The following is a 20,373-nucleotide window of genomic DNA, read 5'->3' on the forward strand; positions in this document are numbered from 1 at the left end:
GGCGCAGAAAATGTGTGCGCAATGGCGAAGTGCAACGTGGCTGGAGCTGGGGCGCCGATGGCGTTAATCCATGTACCCACGGTTCTCGAACAACCCACCACTTTGCCCGCCGAGATCTACTCGGTACATCCTTCTCCAGATCACGCCAATCCACCATCAGTCAGCACCAGTCAATGTCGAGGCGCATGACGATGACGTCATAATGACCGGCGATGTATGACGTTGATTCGCAATTGTCGATAAATGCCGCCTTGCGGCGCAATCCCCCGCTTGATCCACCCGTCCCTCGATGTGTCGCGTCGACCTGATCGTGTGCACCATTCGGCGAACGCGGCACGATATCGTCATAAAAATCTATGCGCATAAAGTCCATTCGCGCGACATGCCCGACAGAGCGGGCAACCAATCCTTCAGGGTAATATCGCCACTCGTCCCGATTCCCGGCGTCGTCTGTACCTGCCGGAACTCGGCATTCTTCGCATTGCGTCTCCTGTACCGTTCATGACTGACAGCCCTGCCCAAGGTGGTCGGACGACCGACTTCTTGCCGTACCTCGTCGCCGCAACGTTCTTCATGGAGTATCTCGACACGACCGTGATCGCGACCGCGTTGCCGCAGATGGCGCGCTCGTTCGGCGTCGGGCCGAACGCCTTGAGCCTCGGGATGACAGCCTACATGCTGGCGCTCGCGGTGTTCATCCCGATCAGCGGCTGGATCGCGGATCGCTATGGCTCGCGTACGGTGTTCGCCACGGCCATCTTCGTCTTTACCGGTGCGTCGGTGCTGTGCGGGCTGTCCGAAGGCGTGGTGACGTTCACGGCCGCGCGACTGCTGCAGGGTGTCGGCGGGGCGATGATGGTGCCGGTCGGACGGATGATCGTCGTGCGCAGCACCGAGAAGGCCAGGCTGATGCGTGCGATCGCGACGATTACGTGGCCGGGCATCGTCGCGCCGGTCGTCGGGCCGCCGATCGGTGGCTTCATCACGACCTACGCGTCATGGCGATGGATCTTCCTGTTGAATGTCCCGTTCGGCATCGCTGCGCTCGTCTGTACCTGGCTGATCGTCCGGAACACACGGGCCGATGAGCAACGGCCGCTTGACTGGGTCGGGTTCGTGCTGGCCGGCGGAGCGTTGACCTGTCTGCTGATCGGTACCGAAGCGGCCGGCCAGCAGGACGTCGACTTCACGCGCGCGGGCATTCTGGTGGGGGCGAGCGTGCTGTTCGGCATCGCCGCGTGGATGCACGCGCAACGCTGCGCGCACCCGCTGCTCGATTTCACGACGCTGAAGGTGCCGACGTTCTCGGTGACGGTGATCACCGGCTCGATCACGCGAATGGCGATCAACGCCGTGCCATATCTGCTGCCGCTGCTGTTCCAGATCGGCTTCGGGCTGTCGCCGTTCCAGTCCGGCCTGCTGCTGCTCGCGAGCGCGCTCGGCAATCTCGGGATGAAGGCGGGAACGTCGTGGATTCTCGACCGCTTCGGTTTCCGGCGCGTTGCGCTCGTCGACGTGACGATCGTCGGCATCTTCACGATCGCGTGCGGCTGGCTGACCGCGTCGACGCCGCTGGCGATCACGCTGTTCGTCGTATTCGTCTACGGGCTCACGCGGTCGATGCAGTTCACGACGCTCGCGACGCTGGCGTATGCGGATATCCCGGCCCGGCAGACGAGCGCGGCCAGCACGCTGTGGAGCGCTGCGCAGCAGATGACGATCGGGATGGGGATCGCATTCGGTGCGTTGTCGCTGCGGCTCGCGGCGTTGGTACGTGGCGACGCAGTCGGCATGCACTACGTACTCGACGATTTTCGCTGGGCGTTCGTTGCGGCGGGCGTGCTCGCGCTGCTGACGTTGCCGGGCTATGCGCGGCTGGCTTCCGATGCTGGCGATCGCCTGCGGGCAAATGTGGCCCGAGGGTAGGCCGGATCTCGCGTTGTCTTGGCGTCGTGACAGGTGAGGGCGGCGGCTTTTCGTCGCTCACCTGAAACATCGATCGGTCAAGGCGACGATGGTCCGACGGGCGGCACACCCGTTATCCGTTACCGCGGGCGATGAGCGGACCGTACGGCGACGCCAGGGTACAACGAGCCTCGAGCAACGACGTGCGGTGCCGGTTGCACGCCCCCGTCCGCGTGCGAATGGCACGACAGCGCCATGTTCGCTCCGCGGGCCGTCACTGTGCGTCATGGAAGATGATGCCGACCGTGTGGCGGTGGCCGCTTCGAATTCTGCTCACACCATGGCGCAAGTTGACGCGGTAGACGCCGCGCGTTCCCTGCACGGGCCTGCCGTGCACGGCGAAGATCACCGCGTCGCCTTGCATGAGCGGCACCACTTCCGCGCGTGACTGCATGCGTGGCCGCTGTTCCGTCAGCACGAACTCGCCGCCCGTGAAATCCCGTCCAGGTGCCGACAACAGGATCGCGACCTGGAGCGGAAAGACATGCTCGCCATACAGGTCTTGATGGAGACAGTTGTAGTCGTCAGGCCCGTATTGCAGGATCAGCGGCGTCGGGCGTGTCTGTCCTGCCGCGTGGCAGCGATCGAGGAAGGTCCGGTGCTCTTTCGGATAGCGGACGTCGATCCCGAGTGCCTGGTTCCAGCGATTCGTGATTGGCGCGAGACGCGGATAGAGCGTCGCGCGCAACTCGGCGACGACCGCAGGCAGCGGGTACGCGAAGTATTTGTATTCGCCGCGCCCGAACCCGTGCCGTGCCATCACGACGCGTGAACGGTAGAGCGCATCCCGCGCATAGAGCGAGGCGAGCGCATCGCACTCGCTTGTGGAGATCAGGCCTGGTACCCGCGCACATCCGTAGCGATCGAGCTCGACATCGACGGTCGGCCAGTCGATTGCGTCGACGCGTTGCGCGATGTCCGGCGATTCGACGGCAGGTTGCAGATCGGCGATATTCACGGGCATCCCTCGGTTCGTCAGCAGTGTGGCGCCGTACGGTCGCGCGAAATACTCGCCAGCGTCGCGTGCACGGTTGAAGCCACGATGAAAGTCGATGAACCCAGTCTAGCGGCGTCCGCGTGCCGGCGCGCTCCAGATCTTGCGCTTCAATTCGGAAGGGGGAGGGAAAGGTTGGGAACGCGGCACGGACACATTGGATGCCGCGATGTGTCGGAGCGGAGAAGCGGAGAAGCGGAGAAGCGGAGAAGCGGAGAAGCGACTGAGGAACCTTCCACGGCAGGCGGCCGGTTTTCACCGGCCACCTGCCGTTTCCCCGATCAAGCCACCGACCGGAACAACCAGTAGAGCCCGCCAGCCAGTACGATCGACGCGGGCAGCGTCAGCACCCACGCGAGCACGAGGCTGCGCACCGTGCTCCACTGCAATCCGGATCCGTTCGCCGCCATCGTGCCCGCGACACCCGACGACAGCACGTGCGTCGTCGACACGGGCAGCCCGTACACGTCGGCGGCGCCGATCGTCAGCATCGCGACGAGTTCGGCCGACGCGCCCTGCCCATACGTCAAATGCTCCTTGCCGATTTTCTCGCCGACGGTCACGACGATCCGTTTCCAGCCGACCATCGTGCCGAGGCCCAGTGCGATCGCGACAGCCACCTTCACCCAAGTCGGAATGAACTTGGTCGCGTGGTCGAGCTGCTTGCGATAGTTGTCGATCGCGAGCTTGTCGTCGGCGGCGAACGCGGGCTGCCCCGACTTCTCGATCAGGCGAATGGCTTCGGACACCAGATACATCGTGTTGCGCACGTTATCGACGTCGCGTTGCGGCACCGCCGCCATCGACCCCGACGCGCCGACCGCGTTCGCGAGCGACGCGGACAGCTGCTGCACGGCCGGCAGCACGGCGGGCGTCAGTTCACGATGCTGCACGTAGTGTTCGACGTCGGCACGCGGGTTCGCGGACGGCGCGACGCCGTTCGTGTACTTCCCGAACGTCGCGGCAGCCTGGTTCGCGACGGCGACGAAGGTCTGCGTTTCGGCCGGCGTGACGGCCTTGTTCAGCGCATACGCGGTCGGCACCGTGCCGATCAGGATCAGCATGATGAGGCCCATCCCTTTCTGCCCGTCGTTCGACCCGTGCGCGAACGACACGCCCGTGCAGGTCAGGATCAGCAGGCAGCGAATCCAGAACGGCGGCGGCTGATCCTTCGGCGGCTCCTTGTACAACTCCGGAATCCGCACGAGCGCCTTCAGCACGAGCAGCAGCAGTGCCGCGCACAGGAAGCCGACGATCGGCGAGAACAGCAGCGACTTGCCGACGCCGAGCGCCTGGCCCCAGTCGACACCGCTCGTGCCTGACGGCCCGTGCATCAGCTGGTTCATCAGACCGACACCGATGATCGACCCGATCAGCGTATGCGAGCTCGACGACGGCAATCCGAAATACCAGGTCGCGAGGTTCCACACGATCGCGGCGATCAGCAGCGCGAACACCATCGCGAAGCCTGCGCCGCTGCCGACCTGCAGGATCAGCTCGACCGGCAGCAACTGCAGGATGCCGAACGCGACGGCGCCGCTCGAGACCATCACGCCGAGGAAGTTCCACATGCCGGACCAGATCACCGCGACGTTCGGCGTCAGCGAGTGCGTATAGATCACGGTGGCGACCGCGTTTGCAGTGTCGTGGAAGCCGTTGACGAATTCGAAGCCGAGCGCGATCAGCAGCGCGGCGCCGAGCATCAGGTACGGAAACAGCGAGCCTTCGCGGACCGGCGACAGATCGGCGATCAGGTGCGTGGCGATATAGAGGGCGCCGAACGCGAGCACCAGCAGAAAGACGGCATAGCCGACCTGCCTGGTGCGTTCGACGGAACCCGAATTGTTCGGTGCGGACGAAGCAGGTTGATTCATGACGGCATCTCGTAAGGGAACCGCGTCTGATCCTAGCTTTCGCTACCAGTCAGTTTGATGACAGTCGGGACCTCGAATCATCGTCTTACAGATGTGTAAGGGAGGGTGCCGTTACGTCGAATTGCGACATGTCGTGCCGGCTCGCGTCGTCATCCATATCGTGAACACGGGCCCGCGCACCGGCATGCGGGCCGCGGGAAGCGCGCACGGCGCGAGCGCGGCTAGCGCAGCATGCGCGGCGCGCTCCATGTCGATTCACGCGCCAGCGCGACGAATGCGGCCAGATAGTCGATTGACGCATCCGCCTCGCGGATGCCGAGGAAGATCTGTTTCGCGATCCCTTTCTTGCCGAGCTTGACCGGCACGACCGGCATCCGGTCCGCGTATTCATCTGCAAGCCATCTTGGCAGCGCGGCCACGCCGCGCCCGCTCGCCACCATCTGCAGCATGATGTCGGTCGTTTCGATCGACTTGTGACGCCGCGGCACGATGCCGGCCGGCGTCAGGAACTGGTTGTAGATGTCGAGCCGGTCGGTCTCGACCGGGTAGGTAATCAGGATCTCGTCGGTCAGCTGCTCGGGCGTCACGTAGTCGGCGTTCGCGAAACGGTGCGCATCCGCGACCACCAGCACCTGTTCGTAATCGAACACGGGATCGAAGCGCAGGCCCGGCTTGTTCAGCGGGTCGGGCGTCACGAGCACGTCGATGTCATGGCCGAACAGCGCACCGATGCCGCCGAACTGGAAGCGCTGCTTCACGTCGACGTCGACGTCCGGCCAGCGCGACAGGTACGGCGACACGACCTTCAGCAGCCACTGGTAGCACGGATGGCATTCCATCCCGATGCGCAGCGTGCCGCGCTCGCCCTTCGCGTACTGCTTCATGCGCTCCTCGGCGAGCTCGAACTGCGGCAGCAGCCGGTTCGCCAGCTTCAGCAGATACTGCCCGCCCTGCGTGAGCCGCAGGCCGCGTCCTTCCCGGTCCCAGATCGGCGTGCCGAGTTGCTGCTCGATTTTCCGGACGGTATGGCTGAGCGCCGATTGCGTGAGATGCAGCGCGTTGGCGGCCGCCGTCAACGAGCCCTGGCGCTCGACTTCGCGGATCACGACGAGATGGAATCGTTCCAGCATGGATATCGCTTGCCCAACAGATACATGAACAGATTTAATGGATGAATGAAATAATGCCATTTTATTTCATGGGATGAAATCCCTATGATGGCTGCCGGATCGACTATTTCTTCAGGACGGCAGCTTCATGGTTACGACCCACAACCTCGGTTTTCCGCGCATCGGCGCGAAGCGCGAACTCAAGTTCGGTCTCGAACGCTACTGGAAGGGCGAGTCGTCGCGCGACGCGCTGAAGGCACTCGGCGCCGAACTCCGCCAGCGCCACTGGAACGACCAGCGCGACCTCGATCTCGTGCCGATCGGCGATTTCGCGTTCTACGACCAGGTGCTCGACATGAGCTTCACGCTCGGCAACTTGCCGAAACGCGTGCAGGACTTCCATGGCGATGCGCTCGACAACTATTTCCGCGTCGCGCGCGGCCGCTCGGCGCAGTCGGCGGACGCACACGCGGCATGCTGCGGCGGAGTCGCGGCCGGTGAAATGACGAAGTGGTTCGACACGAACTATCACTACATCGTCCCGGAATTCCATGCGGATACGAACTTCTCGCTCGATCCGTCGCGCCTGCTCCAGCAACTGGCGGAAGCGCAGGCGCAGGGCGTCGCCGCGAAGCCGGTGATCCTCGGCCCCGTCACGTATCTGTGGCTCGGCAAGGCGAAGGACGATTCCGATCGCCTCGCGCTGCTGCCGAAGCTGCTGCCGGTATATGGCGCGCTGCTCGACACGCTGACCGCGCAAGGCGTCGAATGGGTGCAGATCGACGAGCCGATCCTCGTGACCGAGCTCGACGCCGCGTGGCGCCAGGCGCTGCGCACGGCATACGATGCGCTCGAGACGCGCCGCATCAAGCTGCTGCTCGCGACGTATTTCGGCCAGCTGCAGGACAACCTGGCGCTCGCGGCCTCGCTGCCGGTCGACGGCCTGCATGTCGACGCGATCAACGCCCGCGACGAAATCGACGCACTCGTGCGCGAACTGCCGGCCGGGCGCGTGCTGTCGGTCGGCGCGATCAACGGACGCAACATCTGGAAGACGGACCTGAACGCGGCGCTCGACTGGCTCGAGCCGCTCGCGAAGCAACTGGGCGATCGCCTGTGGCTCGCACCGTCGTGCTCGCTGCTGCACGTGCCGGTCGATCTCGCGAGCGAGCAGACGCTCGACGCGGAGATCCGCTCGTGGCTCGCATTCGCGCTGCAGAAGCTCGACGAACTGAAGGTGCTCGCGACCGCGCTGAACGAAGGCCGCGACGAGGTGGCCGACGCGCTCGCTGCGAACGCGGCCGCGATCGGCTCGCGCCGCCGCTCGCCGCGCGTGAACAACCCGGCGGTGAAGGCCGCGATCGCGCGCATCGACGCGCAGCTCGGCAACCGTGCGAGCCCGTACCCGCAGCGTGCGCCGAAGCAGTCGGCGCGCCTGAACCTGCCGGCCTTCCCGACGACGACGATCGGCTCGTTCCCGCAGACTGCCGAGATCCGCCAGGCGCGCAGCCGGTTCAAGGCCGGCGCGCTGGATGAAGCCGGCTACCGCGCGGCGATGCAAGCGGAAATCGCGCGCAGCGTGCGCGAACAGGAATCGCTCGAGCTCGACGTGCTCGTGCACGGCGAAGCCGAACGCAACGACATGGTCGAATACTTCGGCGAGCAGCTCGACGGCTACGCATTCAGCCAGTTCGGCTGGGTGCAGTCGTACGGTTCGCGCTGCGTGAAGCCGCCGATCCTGTTCGGCGACATCAGCCGCCCGAAGGCGATGACGGTCGAATGGATCGCGTACGCGCAGTCGCTGACGAACAAGCCGATGAAGGGCATGCTGACCGGCCCGGTGACGATCCTGAACTGGTCGTTCGTGCGCGACGACCAGCCGCGTTCGGTGTCGTGCCATCAGCTTGCGCTCGCGATCCGCGACGAAGTGCTCGATCTCGAGCAGGCCGGCGTGCGCGTGATCCAGATCGACGAGGCCGCGCTGCGCGAAGGGCTGCCGCTGCGTCGCGCGCAATGGGGCGCGTACCTGAAGTGGGCGGTCGAGTCGTTCCGCATCACCGCGAACGGTGTGCGGGACGATACGCAGATTCATACGCACATGTGCTATTCGGAGTTCAACGACATCATCGCGTCGATCGCCGACATGGATGCGGACGTGATCACGATCGAGACGTCGCGCTCGGACATGGAACTGCTCGATGCGTTCGACAGCTTCAGGTATCCGAACGAGATCGGGCCGGGCGTGTACGACATCCATTCGCCGAACATCCCGACGCAGGATCACATCGTCGGCCTGATGAAGAAGGCGGCCGAGCGGATTCCGGCGGAGCGCCTGTGGGTGAACCCGGACTGCGGGCTGAAGACGCGTCAGTGGGCGGAAGTGATTCCGGCGCTGACGAATATGGTCGCCGCGGCGAAGACGCTGCGCAGCCAGGTGCAATGACGCGCGAACGCTGCGCGCCGGCCGTCCCGATCGACGATCGGGCGGCAAACAAGCGGCCCGCATGGGCGGGTCGTTTGTCGCAATGAATGTCCGGGGCGAGGCGGGGCGTTGCGGCGTATCGCCCAACGCCCGACGCAAACGGGCAGGCGATGTCGCCTGCCCGTTTGCGTGAAGTTACGCGGTACGCGCACCGCGCGGCAGCGCTTCGTCCGCCCTGCCCGGTGCGCCGGCATCGTCGATGCTGACGCGGCGCGAGATCAGCCACACGCACAGCGACGACAGCACGGCGGCGCTCGTGTACTGGATCGCGAGCGGCCACCATTGCGGCGCGGTGTTCTGCGCGATCAGCGTGGCGACGAGCGGCGTGAGACCGCCGGCGAGCGCGCCGCACACCTGGTACGCGATCGAGATCGCCGTATAGCGGATGCGTGCGATGAAGATGCCGCTGACGAAACCGGCGACCACCGAGTAGTAGCCCGATTCGGCGAGCGTCGCGAGGCCGACGCCGACCGTGATCGACAGCGGCGTGCCGAGGTGCACGAGCGGCAGCATCACGAACGGCACGATCGCGGCCCACGCGCCGGTGATCAGCAGCACGCGCGTCGTGCCGAAGCGCTGCGCGAGGAACGCGGCGGCGAGCTGCACGACGAACTGCAGCACCGCGACGATCGTCATGCAATGCAGCACCATCGACCGGTCGAGCGACAGGAACTGCGTCGCGTAGCTGATCATGAAGATGTTGCTGAAATACACGCCGGCGATGCCGTACACGTTCGCGCCAATCGCGAGCAGCAGCAGCGGCCAGTACTTGAGTGCTTCACGCAGCGGCTTTTGCGCGATGTTGCCGCTCTTCCTGACTTCCTCGAACTCGGGCGACTCGGACACGCTCGCGCGGATCACGAAGCCGACCGCCAGCAACACGGCGCTCGCGAGGAACGGCACGCGCCAGCCCCAGCTCATCATGTCGTCCTTCGACAGCGTGCTGATCGCGCCGAACGCGAGCATCGACAGGATCAGGCCGCTCGCGCTGCCGAGCTGCGCGAACGACGCGAAGAACGTGCGCTTGCCTTCGGGCGCATGCTCGCCGGCGAGCAGCACCGCGCCGCCCCATTCGCCGCCGACGGCGATGCCTTGCAGCACGCGCATCAGCACCAGGAGGATCGGCGCGATCACACCGGCCTGCGCATGGGTCGGCAACAGGCCGATCGCGACCGTCGACACGGCCATCAGCATCAGCGTCGCGAGCAGCGAGCGCTTGCGGCCGAAGCGGTCGCCGAGATAGCCGAACATCACGCCGCCGAGCGGCCGCGCGAAGAAGCCGACCGCGAACGAGCCGAACGACGCGAGCAGGCTGACGAAACGGCTTTCACCGGGGAAGAACAGCGGTCCGAACACGATGGCGGCGGCGGTCGCGTAGCTATAGAAGTCGTACCACTCGATCGTGGTGCCGACGAACGAAGCGAGCGCTGCCCGCTTCGGTTGCTTGACGGATGTCCCCATCTGTTATGTGCTCCTCTGGAATCCTCTGATTTGGAATAGGTCGTGTGCCGGGATCAGTCGCGATAGGCGACGCCGGGCAGCACGCACAGCAGCTCGTAGGCGAGGTTCGCGCCGAGCAGGGCCGTGGTGCCGAACGGGTCGTACGGCGGCGCCACTTCGACGAGATCGCAGCCGACGATGTTCAGCCCCTTCGCGCCGCGGATGATCTCGAGCGCCTGCGGCACCGTGAGGCCCGCGATTTCCGGCGTGCCGGTGCCCGGCGCGTAGGCCGGGTCGATGCCGTCGATGTCGAAGCTGATGTAGACGGGCGTGTCGCCGATGCGCGCGCGCACTTCTTCCATCAGCGGCGCGAGCGACTTGTTCCAGCATTCCTCGGCCTGGACCACGCGGAAGCCCTGCTCGCGGCACCAGTCGAAATCCTCGGCGGCGTAGCCGGTGCCGCGCAGGCCGATCTGCGTGACCTTGTCGCCGAGCAGCAGGCCTTCCTCGACCGCGCGGCGGAACGGCGTGCCGTGCGCGATCTTCTCGCCCATCATCGTGTCGTTCACGTCGGCGTGTGCATCGACGTGGATCAATGCAACCTTGCCGTGCTTGCGGTGGATCGCGCGCAGGATCGGCAGCGCGATCGTATGGTCGCCGCCGAGCGTGATCGGCTTGCAGTCGTGCTCGAGAATCGCGTCGTACGCAGCCTCGATGCGCGCGATCGAATCGTGCAGGTTGTACGGGTTGATCGCGACGTCGCCGATATCGGCAACCTGCAGCGAATCGAACGGCGCTGCGCGTGTGGCCATGTTGTACGGGCGCAGCAGCACGGATTCCGTGCGGATCTGGCGCGGGCCGAAGCGCGCGCCGGTGCGGTTGGAGGTGCCGAGGTCGAACGGCACGCCGACGAAACAGGCGTCGAGGCCTTCGGCGCTCGCCACGTGCGGCAGGCGCATCATCGTCGCGATGCCGCCGCTGCGCGGCATTTCATTGCCGCCGAGCGGCTGGAAATGGGTGTGGTCGTTCATGGGCTTGTCTCTTCCGATGTGGGGTTGCCGTATCATTCGACGCGGCCTGGCACATAGTTTTACGCGTCCGGCCGGAAAGAAGAATGCGAAGATATCGACGTAAACATCGATTTTCATCGATGTATGGAAGGGGAACAAAAGGGGAATAGCGTGCTGGGGAATCTGTCGACCCTCGATCTGCGGTTGATCCGCGTGTTTCTCGCGGTCACGGACGCGGGCGGCGTGTCGGCCGCGCAGGCGATCCTGAACGTCGGCCAGTCGACGATCAGCGCGCAGCTGTCGTCGCTCGAGACACGGCTCGGCTACCGGCTCTGCGAGCGCGGCCGCAGCGGCTTCCGGCTCACGCCGAAAGGCGAGCGGTTCCACGCGATGAGCCGCAAGCTGCTCGCCGCGCTCGACGAATTCGGGATGGCGGCGCGGCACATGGACCGCCAGCTGGTCGGCACGTTGCACATCGGCCTGATCGGCCATACGCCGGTCAGCCAGAACGCACGGATCGCCGAGGCGATCGCCGCGTTCCGCACGCGCGACGAGGCCGTGCGCTTCTCGATCTCGGTGCGCGCGCCGGGCGATCTCGAGGAAAAGCTGCTGAGCAACGAGATCCAGATCGCGGTCGGTTATTTCTGGCACCGCGTGCCGTCGCTGCACTACACGCCGCTGTTCATCGAGCGGCAGGTGGCGTACTGCGGGCGCGGCCATCCGCTGTTCGAACGCGCCGGCGCGCTGACGCCGGCCGACGTCGCGGGATTCGAATGGGCGTGGCGCTCGTATCCGCTGCCGGAGGCGCAGATGTCGACGACGCCCGATCGCGTGACGGCGACAGCCGACAACATGGAGGCCGTCGCGCTGCTGATCCTGTCAGGCCATCACCTCGGCTATCTGCCGCAGCACTTTGCGGCGCCGTATGTCGCGCAGGGGCTGCTTGCGCCGCTCAATCCGGACCAGCTGCACTACGACGTCACGTTCCACATGGTCGTGGCGCGCGACGGGCGCGGCGATCCGCTCGTCGAAGCGTTTCTCGAGGATCTCGAGCGCGCGCATCAATCGCCCGATGTCGTGTGAGGTCGCATGAGGTCGCGCGCGGTCGCCTCAGGCCGGCAACGTGAACGAATGTCACGCCGGAGCGGGTCACTGCCGCATCACGGCACCGGCAACCCCGCATCGTGCTTCACCTCCCGCAACGACAACGCCGATTCGATCGACGTGACGCCCGGCAGCATCCGCAGCGAGTCGCGCAGGAACGTGCCGTAGTCGTCGAGATCGCGCGCGACGACCTGCAGCAGGTAGTCCGCCGTGCCCGCGACGTTGTGGCACGCGAGGATCCGCTCGATGCCGAGCACTTCCCGTTCGAACCGGTCGGCGACCTTGCGGTCGTGCGTCGCGAACCGCACGAGCACGAATGCGACGACGCCGAAGCCGAGCGCCTGGCGCGACAGCTGCGCGCGGTAGCGCTCGATGTAGCCGTCGTTTTCGAGACGCTTCAGGCGCCGTGCGCACGGCGTCTCGGACAGGCCGACGGAATCGGCTAGACGCGCGATCGGCAGGCGGCCGTCGCGCTGCACCGCGGCGAGGATCGCGCGATCGGTTTTGTCGAGCTCGGTCATGTTGGCGGAATCCTTTCCTTGATTCCGTGATTGTGGCGGATTCCACCATGGAACGCCAATCCTGAGCCAAAGATGGCCAATAATCCCTCTCCCTTCAGCGGCAACATATCGTCATTGAAGAACGGGGGCGGACCATGATTTCCACGCATTTGCTGTTGATTTATCTCGCCGCGCTGGCGGCCATCTACGCGGTGCCCGGGCCCGACATGGCGCTCGTGCTGCAGACCAGCATCGGCCGCGGCGTGCGCCCGGGCATGGCGGCGGCGGCCGGCCTGTCGCTGTCGCGCGCCGCGCACGTGACGCTGTCCGCCTGCGGCGTCGCGGCGCTGATCCGCAGTGCGCCGTGGCTGTACGAAGTGATCCGCTACGGCGGCGCGCTTTATCTCGCTTACGTCGCGATCCAGGTGTTCCGCTCGCCGGTGTTCGCGCTCGGCGACGGCGATGCGGCGGCGCCGGGCGAACTGCGGCAGTCGTTCTTCAAGGGGCTGCTGACGAACCTGCTGAATCCGAAGGCACTGCTGTTCTGCTCGGTGCTGCTGCCGCAGTTCGTGCGCCCCGAGGCCGGGCCCGTCGTGTGGCAGATGTTCGAGCTCGGCGCGCTGCTCGTCGCGGCCGGCGTGTGTTTCGACCTCGCATGCGTGTTCGGCGCGTCGCGCATCGCGGCGTGGATGCGCGCGCATCCGCTCGCGCAGACGGTCCAGCGCTGGACGTTTTCCGCGGCGTTGATCGGGTTCGCGCTGCGCCTGTCGATGGATTGAGTCGCTGCATTGCATCACGGCCGCGCGGGTGGACTCGCTGCGCGGCCGCGATGCGCTGCCGAACGCGGGCCGGGCGCCATGCCGGGCTTCGCGCGCATGCCTTGGGGCGGAAGGGCGTGCGCGTAAATCATCTGACTGATCTAAACTCCCTGTAACTTCGCGCTTTCGCGAACCGACTGACCGAACGGAACCGACTTCCGCCGGCTATGTCCGATTTCCTGGCTGTTCCGTGCAACGCGGTACCAAGGAGGGTCTGAACATGGCAAGGCATCTTCACGCCGACCGTGAACCCCGGATCGTCGCCGAGTCGAAGTGTCTCGGCCCGTGCGATCCGGCAGAACGTATCCACGTCACGATCATGTTGCGGCGGCAGGAAGAAGGGCAACTCGACACGTTGGTCCAGCAGCTCGCCACCGGCGACGCACAGGCGAAACCGCTGTCGCGCGAAGCGTTCGCGCAGCGTTTCTCCGCCAATCCCGACGACATCCGCAAGACCGAGGACTTCGCGCGCCGTCACAAGCTCACGGTCGATCGCGTCGATCCGGTCGAAAGCGTCGTCGTGCTGTCCGGCTCGATCCAGCAGTTCGAAGCGGCATTCAGCGTGAAGCTCGAGCGTTTCGAGCATCGTTCGATCGGCCAGTACCGCGGCCGCTCGGGCCCGATCGCGCTGCCGGACGAGCTCGGCGATGCCGTCACGGCCGTGCTCGGCCTCGACAGCCGTCCGCAGGCGCGGCCGCACTTCCGGCTGCGTCCACCGTTCCAGCCCGCGCGCGGCGCGCCCGCCGTCACGTTCACGCCGATCCAGCTCGCATCGCTGTACGGCTTTCCGGCCGGCGACGGTGCCGGACAATGCATCGCGATCGTCGAACTCGGCGGCGGCTATCGCGCGGCCGATATCCAGCAGTATTTCCACGGGCTCGGCATCAAGACGCCGCCGACGCTCGTCGACGTGAACGTCGGCACCGGCCGCAATGCGCCGACCGGCGAGGCGAACGGTCCGGACGGCGAAGTCGCGCTCGACATCGAGATCGCCGGTGCGATCGCGCCCGCCGCGAAGCTCGCCGTCTATTTCGCGCCGAACAGCGACGCGGGCTTCGTCCAGGCCGTCAACGCGGCCGTCACCGACAAGACCAACCGGCCGTCGGTGATCTCGATCAGCTGGGGCGGGCCGGAAGCGATCTGGCAGGCGCAGTCGGCGCATGCGTTCAACCGCGTGCTGCAGGCGGCCGCCGCGCAGGGGATCACGGTGTGCGCGGCATCGGGCGATAGCGGCTCGGGCGACGGGCTGCAGGACGGCACGGATCACGTCGACTTCCCGGCGTCGAGTCCGTACGTGCTCGGCTGCGGCGGCACGCAGCTCGATGCGCTGCCGGGGCAGGGTATTCGCAGCGAAGTCGCGTGGAACGACGAGGCGGCCGGCGGCGGCGCGGGTGGCGGTGGTGTCAGCACGCTGTTCGACCTGCCGGCGTGGCAGAAGGGATTGACCGTCACGCGCGCCGACGGCAGCACCACGCCGCTCGCGAAGCGCGGCGTGCCGGACGTCGCCGCCGATGCATCGCCGCAGACGGGCTACGAGGTGTCGGTCGCCGGTACGGCCGCGGTGATGGGCGGCACGAGCGCGGTCGCGCCGTTGTGGGCCGCGCTGATCGCACGGATCAATGCGGCGGCGAGTGCGGCGGCCAGTGCGGCGGCGAGTGCATCGTCCGGCTGGATCAACCCGGCGCTGTACAAGAATCCCGGCGCGTTGCGCGACATCACGAAAGGCTCGAACGGCACGTATGCCGCCGCGTCCGGCTGGGACGCGTGCACGGGCCTCGGCAGCCCCGACGGCGCGAAACTCGCGGCGATCCTCGCGCGCAAGCCGTCGAGCTGACGCGCCGGCGCCGGCCTTTCCACGCGACGCGGGTTTCCTGCCCGCGTCTTTTTTCACCTCCAGGAGCAGCACGATGGGCATCGATTCCGCATCTTCCGGCGGCGTGTATCCGCTGCATCACGGCGACCACAATTCGCATGGCGTGCCGCCGACCATCAGTCCGGTCGCGCTGAGCCACGGCCGCGACCAGCCGTTCTTCGATCCGGTCGCGTACGGCAACGGTCCCGACGACTCGGTGACCGACACGACCGAAGCGGCCGCGATCACGCATCACACGATCCTGATCGACGGCAAGCGTATCGCGTACACGGCGACGGCCGGCCACCTCGTGACGGTCGACCCGAGCAGCTCGCAGCCGGCCGCGAAGCTCTTCTACGTCGCGTTCACGGCCGACGGCGCGAAGGAGGAAACGCGGCCCGTCACGTTCTTCTACAACGGCGGGCCCGGGTCGTCGTCGGTGTTCGTGCTGCTCGGCTCGTTCGCGCCGAAGCGCATCAGGACGTCGATGCCGGGGTTCACGCCGCCCGCGCCGTATCAGATGGAAGACAATCCGGACAGCATGATCGACCACAGCGACCTGGTGTTCATCAACCCGGTCGGCACCGGTTATTCGGCGGCCGTCGCGCCGAACAAGAACCGCAATTTCTGGGGCGTCGACCAGGATGCGGATTCGCTGAAGCAGTTCATCAAGCGCTACCTGACGAAGAACAACCGCTGGAATTCGCCGAAGTACCTGTTCGGCGAGTCGTACGGCACCGCGCGCAGCTGCGTGCTCGCGTACAAGCTGCACGAGGACGGCGTCGACCTGAACGGCGTCACGCTGCAGTCGTCGATCCTCGACTACCGGCAGGCCGGCAACCCGGTCGGCGCGCTGCCGACCGCGGCGGCCGACGCGTGGTATCACAAGAAGCTCGGCGTCGCGCCCGCGCCGACCGATCTCGGCGCGTTCGTCGAGGAAGTCGCGCAATTCGCGCGTACCGACTACCTGAAGGCGCTGCGCTCGGTTCCGCATGCGGAACCGGCCGCCGTGCAGAAGCTGTCGCGATACACGGGTATCGATACGGCGACGCTACAGTCGTGGAGCCTCGACATCGCGGGCTACGACACGCGCGGCAATTCGCTGTTCCTGACGACGCTGCTGCACGCGCAGGGGCTCGCGCTCGGGTCGTACGACGGCCGCGTGACCGGGATCTCGTCGGGCATCGCCGGCAAGATCGACCCGAACTCGGGCGGCAACGATCCGACGATGACGGCCGTGACGGGCGTCTACACGGCGATGTGGAACAGCTACCTGAACGAGCAGCTGAAGTTCACGTCGAATTCCGCGTTCACGGACCTGAACGACCAGGCGTTCCGGAACTGGGACTTCAGCCACATCGACCCGACCGGCGCGCAGCAGGGCATCGATGCGCAGGGGAACCTGATCCTCTACACGGCGGGCGATCTCGCCGCGGTGATGGCGCTGAACGTCGACCTGAAGGTGCTGTCGGCGAACGGCCTCTACGATTTCGTCACGCCGTTCTACCAGACCGTGATCGACCTGCAGCAGATGCCGCTCGAGGATCAGAAGGTGCGGCAGAACCTGTCCGCGCGTTTCTATCCGTCCGGGCACATGGTGTATCTCGACGGCGGTTCGCGCACCGCGCTCAAGCGCGATCTCGCGACGATGTACGACGCGACGGTCAGCGATACGGGCGCGCGGCTGCGGATTCGCGCGCTGCAGGCGAAGAAGGCGGGCGGGCACGCGTAGCGCTGCCCGTCGCGCAGGCGCCGCGCGTAACCGCCAGGGTTCGCGCGGCGCGGTGTTGCGGCTGAACGAGCCGGCTTACGCGGCCGGCCAGTCGAACGGCGTGTACGGCAGCGCGCGCTTGTGGCGCGAACCGTCGTAGAAGCGCAGCACCGTTTCGTACACGTTGTCGGCGACGGGTTTGCCTTCGAGGAAATCGTCGATTTCGTCGTAGGTGACGCCGTAGGCGTGCTCGTCGGGGCGCAGCGGACGCAGTTCCTCGAGGTCGGCCGTCGGCACCTTCATCACGATCAGTTCATCGCCGCCGAGCGCGCGGGCGACCGCACGCACGCGGCGCTTGCTCAGGCCGGCGAGCGGCAGCACGTCCGCGCCGCCGTCGCCGAATTTCGTGAAGAAGCCCATCAGCGATTCGGCCGCGTGGTCGGTGCCGATCACGATGCCGCGCCGCGCGCCGGCCACCGCGTACTGCGCGATCATGCGCTCGCGCGCCTTGATGTTGCCGTGCACGAAGTCCTGCTGGGCCGGGTTTTCGAATGCGTGGCCGGACGCGACGAGCGATGCGAGCATCGCGTCGGCGGCGGGCTTGACGTCGACCGTGAACGTTTCGTCCGCGCGCACGAACGCGAGCGCGCGTTGCGCATCGGCTTCGTCGTTCTGCACGCCGTTCGGCAAGCGCATCGCGATGAAGCGGGCGTCGTAGCCGCCGGCGCGCAGCTGTTCGACCGCCAGCTGCGCGAGCCGTCCGGCCGTCGACGAATCGACGCCGCCGCTGATGCCGAGCACGTAGGTCCGCAGGCCGGTCGAACGAAGGTACTGCGCGAGGAAATCGACGCGGCGGGCGATTTCGGCATCGACGTCGAAGTGCGGGGCGACGTTCAGTTCGGCAATGATCGCGCGTTGGCGGCTGGCGTAATCGGCGGATGTCATGAAGGTGGTTCCGGAACGAAATGCAAGGCGCCCATCATAAGCGCAATCGCGGCCCGGCGCCGCGCCGGGCATGCGATCCGGCGGCCGCGCGTTGCATCGGCGAGACGCGATGCATCGTCATGATGCGGCGCGCGGGGCGGCGTCCCCCAGCGTGCGCGCGGATGCTTCGTTTCGAGGCATGGCGGGGCGCGCCACGACGAACCACGGGGCGCGGCGCCCGTCGGCGGCGCGACGCCGCGCGTGGCGGGGCGCGGTGACGAACCCGCGCGCTCGCCCGCGTCAGCGTCGCGCGAGCACGACGCCCGCCAGCGCGAGCGCGAAGCCGGCGAGCTGGACGGTCGCGAGCGTTTCGCCGAACAGCAGGTAGCCCTGCAGCGCGGCGAGCGGCGGCGCGAGGAACAGCAACGACGTCGCGCGCGCGGCGTTGCCCCGCCGCAGCATCCACATCAGCATCGTGACCGCGCCGCCGGACAGGAACACGACGCCCCACACGAGCGAGATCCACAGCGCCGGTGCGCCGATCCAGCGCGTTTCGTGCAGCAGCACGACGAAGACGGCCGCGACGATCGCCGCGCCGAGGTTCTGCACGGCGACGGCCGTACGCAGGTCGTTCTGCGCGAGCTTGCCCTTCTGGTACAGCGAGCCCGCGGTGATCGAGCCGACCGACAGGATCGACACGGTCACGACGAACCACGCGGGCGCGGCGCCCGCCGGCGGCGCGACGCCGCCCGCGACCTTCGGTGCGAGGACGAGCGCGACGCCGGCGAGCCCGAGCGCCATCCCGAGCCAGCCGCGCGCGGGCAGCCGCTCGTTGAACAGCGGCACCGCGAGCACGGCGGTGGCGAGCGGCTGCAGTGCGCCGAGCAGCGCCATCACGCCGGCGTTCAGCCCTTGCGCGACGGCCCAGTAGCTGGCGCCGAGATAGACGCCCTGCAGCAGCGCGCCCGCGATCAGGTGGCGCGGCCATTCGCGGCGCGCCGGCCACGGCGCGCGCGCGGCGAGCGCCACCGCGCCGAACAGCACGGCCGTGCCCGCGAAACGCGCGAGCAGGAACAGGTTTGGGTCGGCGTACGGCTTGATTGCCCGGGCGACGATGAAGCCGGTGGACCACAGCGCGACGAAAGCCGCGGCGACGAGCGAGGTAAACATGCGTGGCGGGCCGCGATACGGCCGGACGAATCGTGAGCCGGCCAGTATCGGATGAAGCGGTGCGGCCGTCTTGTCGGATTCTGCAGTCGCGCGTGGCGCGTGCGGAACGCATGCAGCAGCGGTGCGCGGCACGTTGGCCGCGGGCGTGATCCACCACGAGCGCGGCAGCACGCCGGCCGTCCGGTTAGCGGCCGTCCGGGCGAAGGCGCGGCTGCATGAAAGCGCGCCGTGGCGCGCGCAGAGGAACGGGGATCAGTCGAGCGAAAACGTGTCGAGCGGCTGGTTCGCGCGCGCATCGGTCGCGAAGCGTGCGGCGAGCTGTTCGTACAGCCGCCGGGCTTCGTCGAGCGTCAGGTCGATCCAGTACGGATCGCCGGCCCCGTCGTTGAGTCGTTCCGGCGAAAACTGGATTTCGAGCACACTGCCTTTGCGGTACATGACGCAAGCCCCTTGATGGTCTGTCGTTCGGCGAAACGCAAAGTGTAGCAATCGCTTGCCACGCCGATTCGCGCGCATCGGGCAATACAGAATTTCGCTTTCGTGAAACGCGGCCGCGGCCGGACGCGCCGCCGTCAAATGGCGGTCAAACGGCCGTAATACAATGGTCGGCCTACCCATTACCAGTCGCCTCGGGCGCATTGCGATGCTGGCGGAACAACGTCATCAATACATTCTGTCGGAGCTCGGACGATCGGGCGCGCTGTCGGTCGCCGAGCTCGTGCGCTCGCTCGACGTGTCGCGCGAGACGGTACGGCGGGACCTGAACGCGCTCGCGGCGCGCGGCCTGCTCGTGATGACACACGGCGGCGCGCTGGCGGCGGATCGCCGCGAGCCGAGCCTGTCCGAGCGTGAGGCGGCGAATGCCGAAGCGAAGCGCACGATCGGGCGACGCGCGGCCGAATTCGTGCCCGACGACGCCTCGGTGCTGATCGACTCGGGCAGCACGCCGCATGCGGTCGCGCTCGCGCTGGCCGACCGGCACCGGCTGTCGATCTACACGAACGACTGGCGCACCGCGTTTGTGCTCGCGCGGCGCAACGGCAATCGCGTGACGCTGCTCGGCGGCGAACTGTCCGACGACGAGGATGCGACGTTCGGGCTCGATACGATCCAGCAGCTCGCGCAATACCATGTCGATTTCGCGTTCGTCGGCGCGGGCGGCATCACGGCCGACGGCGACTGCACCGACTACTCGCGGCTCGCCGCCGAAGTGCGCAGCCGGATGATCGCGGCGGCCGGCACGGCGATCATCGTCGCCGATCATTCGAAGTTCGGCCGCGTGACGCCGGTGCGGATCAACGGCACCTCGGCCGCGCGCTATCTCGTCACCGAACGCATGCCGGACAAGGCCGTGCGCCGCGCGCTGACCGCACGCGGCATCGAGCTGCTCGTGTGCGACTGACGCGGCTCCGACATACAA

17 protein-coding genes are annotated in these 20,373 nt (G+C 66.9%); 8 read left to right on the forward strand and 9 right to left on the reverse strand.

Annotated elements, in window-relative coordinates; all coding sequences use genetic code 11:
• Nucleotides 1-189 (forward strand): hypothetical protein (locus tag U4Y91_RS33850; RefSeq protein ID WP_321808714.1); only part of this gene is annotated, 189 nt, incomplete at its 5' end.
• A gap of 312 nt (nucleotides 190-501) precedes the next feature.
• On the forward strand, nucleotides 502-1,926 hold the full coding sequence (locus tag U4Y91_RS33855) for a DHA2 family efflux MFS transporter permease subunit (protein WP_321808715.1): 1,425 nt from the start codon (nucleotides 502-504) through the stop codon (nucleotides 1,924-1,926).
• A gap of 253 nt (nucleotides 1,927-2,179) precedes the next feature.
• Here the strand turns inward: U4Y91_RS33855 and U4Y91_RS33860 are convergent, their stop codons facing one another.
• From U4Y91_RS33860 to U4Y91_RS33870, 3 genes are all read right to left on the reverse strand, one after another.
• Complete coding sequence (locus tag U4Y91_RS33860; protein WP_321808716.1) at nucleotides 2,180-2,923, reverse strand: 2OG-Fe(II) oxygenase; 744 nt, start codon at nucleotides 2,921-2,923, stop codon at nucleotides 2,180-2,182.
• Between the two features lie 317 nt (nucleotides 2,924-3,240).
• Nucleotides 3,241-4,833 carry an inorganic phosphate transporter gene (locus U4Y91_RS33865; RefSeq protein ID WP_321808717.1) on the reverse strand — a complete coding sequence of 531 codons (1,593 nt, stop codon included), beginning with the start codon at nucleotides 4,831-4,833 and terminating at the stop codon, nucleotides 3,241-3,243.
• Nucleotides 4,834-5,054: 221 nt separating this feature from the next.
• Nucleotides 5,055-5,963 carry a LysR family transcriptional regulator gene (locus U4Y91_RS33870; protein WP_124488697.1) on the reverse strand — a complete coding sequence of 303 codons (909 nt, stop codon included), beginning with the start codon at nucleotides 5,961-5,963 and terminating at the stop codon, nucleotides 5,055-5,057.
• A 127-nt stretch (nucleotides 5,964-6,090) separates the two neighbouring features.
• Here U4Y91_RS33870 and metE point away from each other — a divergent pair, with 127 nt between their 5' ends.
• Nucleotides 6,091-8,385, forward strand: coding sequence for a 5-methyltetrahydropteroyltriglutamate--homocysteine S-methyltransferase (gene metE, locus U4Y91_RS33875; protein WP_321808718.1), 2,295 nt, complete (start codon nucleotides 6,091-6,093; stop codon nucleotides 8,383-8,385).
• 174 nt (nucleotides 8,386-8,559) lie between these two features.
• Here the strand turns inward: metE and U4Y91_RS33880 are convergent, their stop codons facing one another.
• Nucleotides 8,560-9,885, reverse strand: a complete 1,326-nt coding sequence (locus U4Y91_RS33880; protein ID WP_321808719.1) for an MFS transporter — start codon at nucleotides 9,883-9,885, stop codon at nucleotides 8,560-8,562.
• Nucleotides 9,886-9,938: 53 nt separating this feature from the next.
• Nucleotides 9,939-10,895: an agmatinase gene (gene speB, locus U4Y91_RS33885; RefSeq protein WP_321808720.1), complete on the reverse strand. Its 957-nt coding sequence runs from the start codon at nucleotides 10,893-10,895 to the stop codon at nucleotides 9,939-9,941.
• Between the two features lie 150 nt (nucleotides 10,896-11,045).
• Here speB and U4Y91_RS33890 point away from each other — a divergent pair, with 150 nt between their 5' ends.
• On the forward strand, nucleotides 11,046-11,957 hold the full coding sequence (locus tag U4Y91_RS33890) for a LysR family transcriptional regulator (RefSeq protein WP_321808721.1): 912 nt from the start codon (nucleotides 11,046-11,048) through the stop codon (nucleotides 11,955-11,957).
• A 77-nt stretch (nucleotides 11,958-12,034) separates the two neighbouring features.
• Here U4Y91_RS33890 and U4Y91_RS33895 read toward each other — a convergent pair whose 3' ends face one another.
• Nucleotides 12,035-12,499: an Lrp/AsnC family transcriptional regulator gene (locus U4Y91_RS33895; RefSeq protein WP_044848788.1), complete on the reverse strand. Its 465-nt coding sequence runs from the start codon at nucleotides 12,497-12,499 to the stop codon at nucleotides 12,035-12,037.
• A gap of 134 nt (nucleotides 12,500-12,633) precedes the next feature.
• Here U4Y91_RS33895 and U4Y91_RS33900 point away from each other — a divergent pair, with 134 nt between their 5' ends.
• From U4Y91_RS33900 to U4Y91_RS33910, 3 genes are all read left to right on the forward strand, one after another.
• Nucleotides 12,634-13,257, forward strand: coding sequence for a LysE family translocator (locus U4Y91_RS33900; protein WP_321808722.1), 624 nt, complete (start codon nucleotides 12,634-12,636; stop codon nucleotides 13,255-13,257).
• 259 nt (nucleotides 13,258-13,516) lie between these two features.
• Nucleotides 13,517-15,130, forward strand: a complete 1,614-nt coding sequence (locus U4Y91_RS33905; RefSeq protein ID WP_321808723.1) for a S53 family peptidase — start codon at nucleotides 13,517-13,519, stop codon at nucleotides 15,128-15,130.
• Between the two features lie 73 nt (nucleotides 15,131-15,203).
• Nucleotides 15,204-16,880, forward strand: coding sequence for a S10 family serine carboxypeptidase-like protein (locus tag U4Y91_RS33910; RefSeq protein WP_321808724.1), 1,677 nt, complete (start codon nucleotides 15,204-15,206; stop codon nucleotides 16,878-16,880).
• Between the two features lie 75 nt (nucleotides 16,881-16,955).
• Here the strand turns inward: U4Y91_RS33910 and nadE are convergent, their stop codons facing one another.
• The 3 genes from nadE to U4Y91_RS33925 all read right to left on the reverse strand — a co-directional run bounded on the left by nadE (nucleotide 16,956) and on the right by U4Y91_RS33925 (nucleotide 19,391).
• Nucleotides 16,956-17,804 carry an ammonia-dependent NAD(+) synthetase gene (nadE, locus tag U4Y91_RS33915; RefSeq protein ID WP_321808725.1) on the reverse strand — a complete coding sequence of 283 codons (849 nt, stop codon included), beginning with the start codon at nucleotides 17,802-17,804 and terminating at the stop codon, nucleotides 16,956-16,958.
• 279 nt (nucleotides 17,805-18,083) lie between these two features.
• Complete coding sequence (locus U4Y91_RS33920; RefSeq protein ID WP_124488688.1) at nucleotides 18,084-18,953, reverse strand: DMT family transporter; 870 nt, start codon at nucleotides 18,951-18,953, stop codon at nucleotides 18,084-18,086.
• Between the two features lie 252 nt (nucleotides 18,954-19,205).
• Nucleotides 19,206-19,391, reverse strand: coding sequence for a hypothetical protein (locus tag U4Y91_RS33925; RefSeq protein ID WP_006752380.1), 186 nt, complete (start codon nucleotides 19,389-19,391; stop codon nucleotides 19,206-19,208).
• 205 nt (nucleotides 19,392-19,596) lie between these two features.
• On the opposite strand from U4Y91_RS33925, the gene U4Y91_RS33930 reads away from it, so the two are divergent.
• Nucleotides 19,597-20,355 (forward strand): DeoR/GlpR family DNA-binding transcription regulator, encoded by a 759-nt coding sequence (locus tag U4Y91_RS33930; RefSeq protein WP_098551096.1) that lies wholly within the window; start codon nucleotides 19,597-19,599, stop codon nucleotides 20,353-20,355.
• The last annotated feature ends 18 nt before the right edge of the window (nucleotides 20,356-20,373 follow it).

Origin of the sequence: Burkholderia sp. BCC1993 (genome assembly GCF_905339865.1) — a bacterium.
GTDB lineage: Bacteria > Pseudomonadota > Gammaproteobacteria > Burkholderiales > Burkholderiaceae > Burkholderia.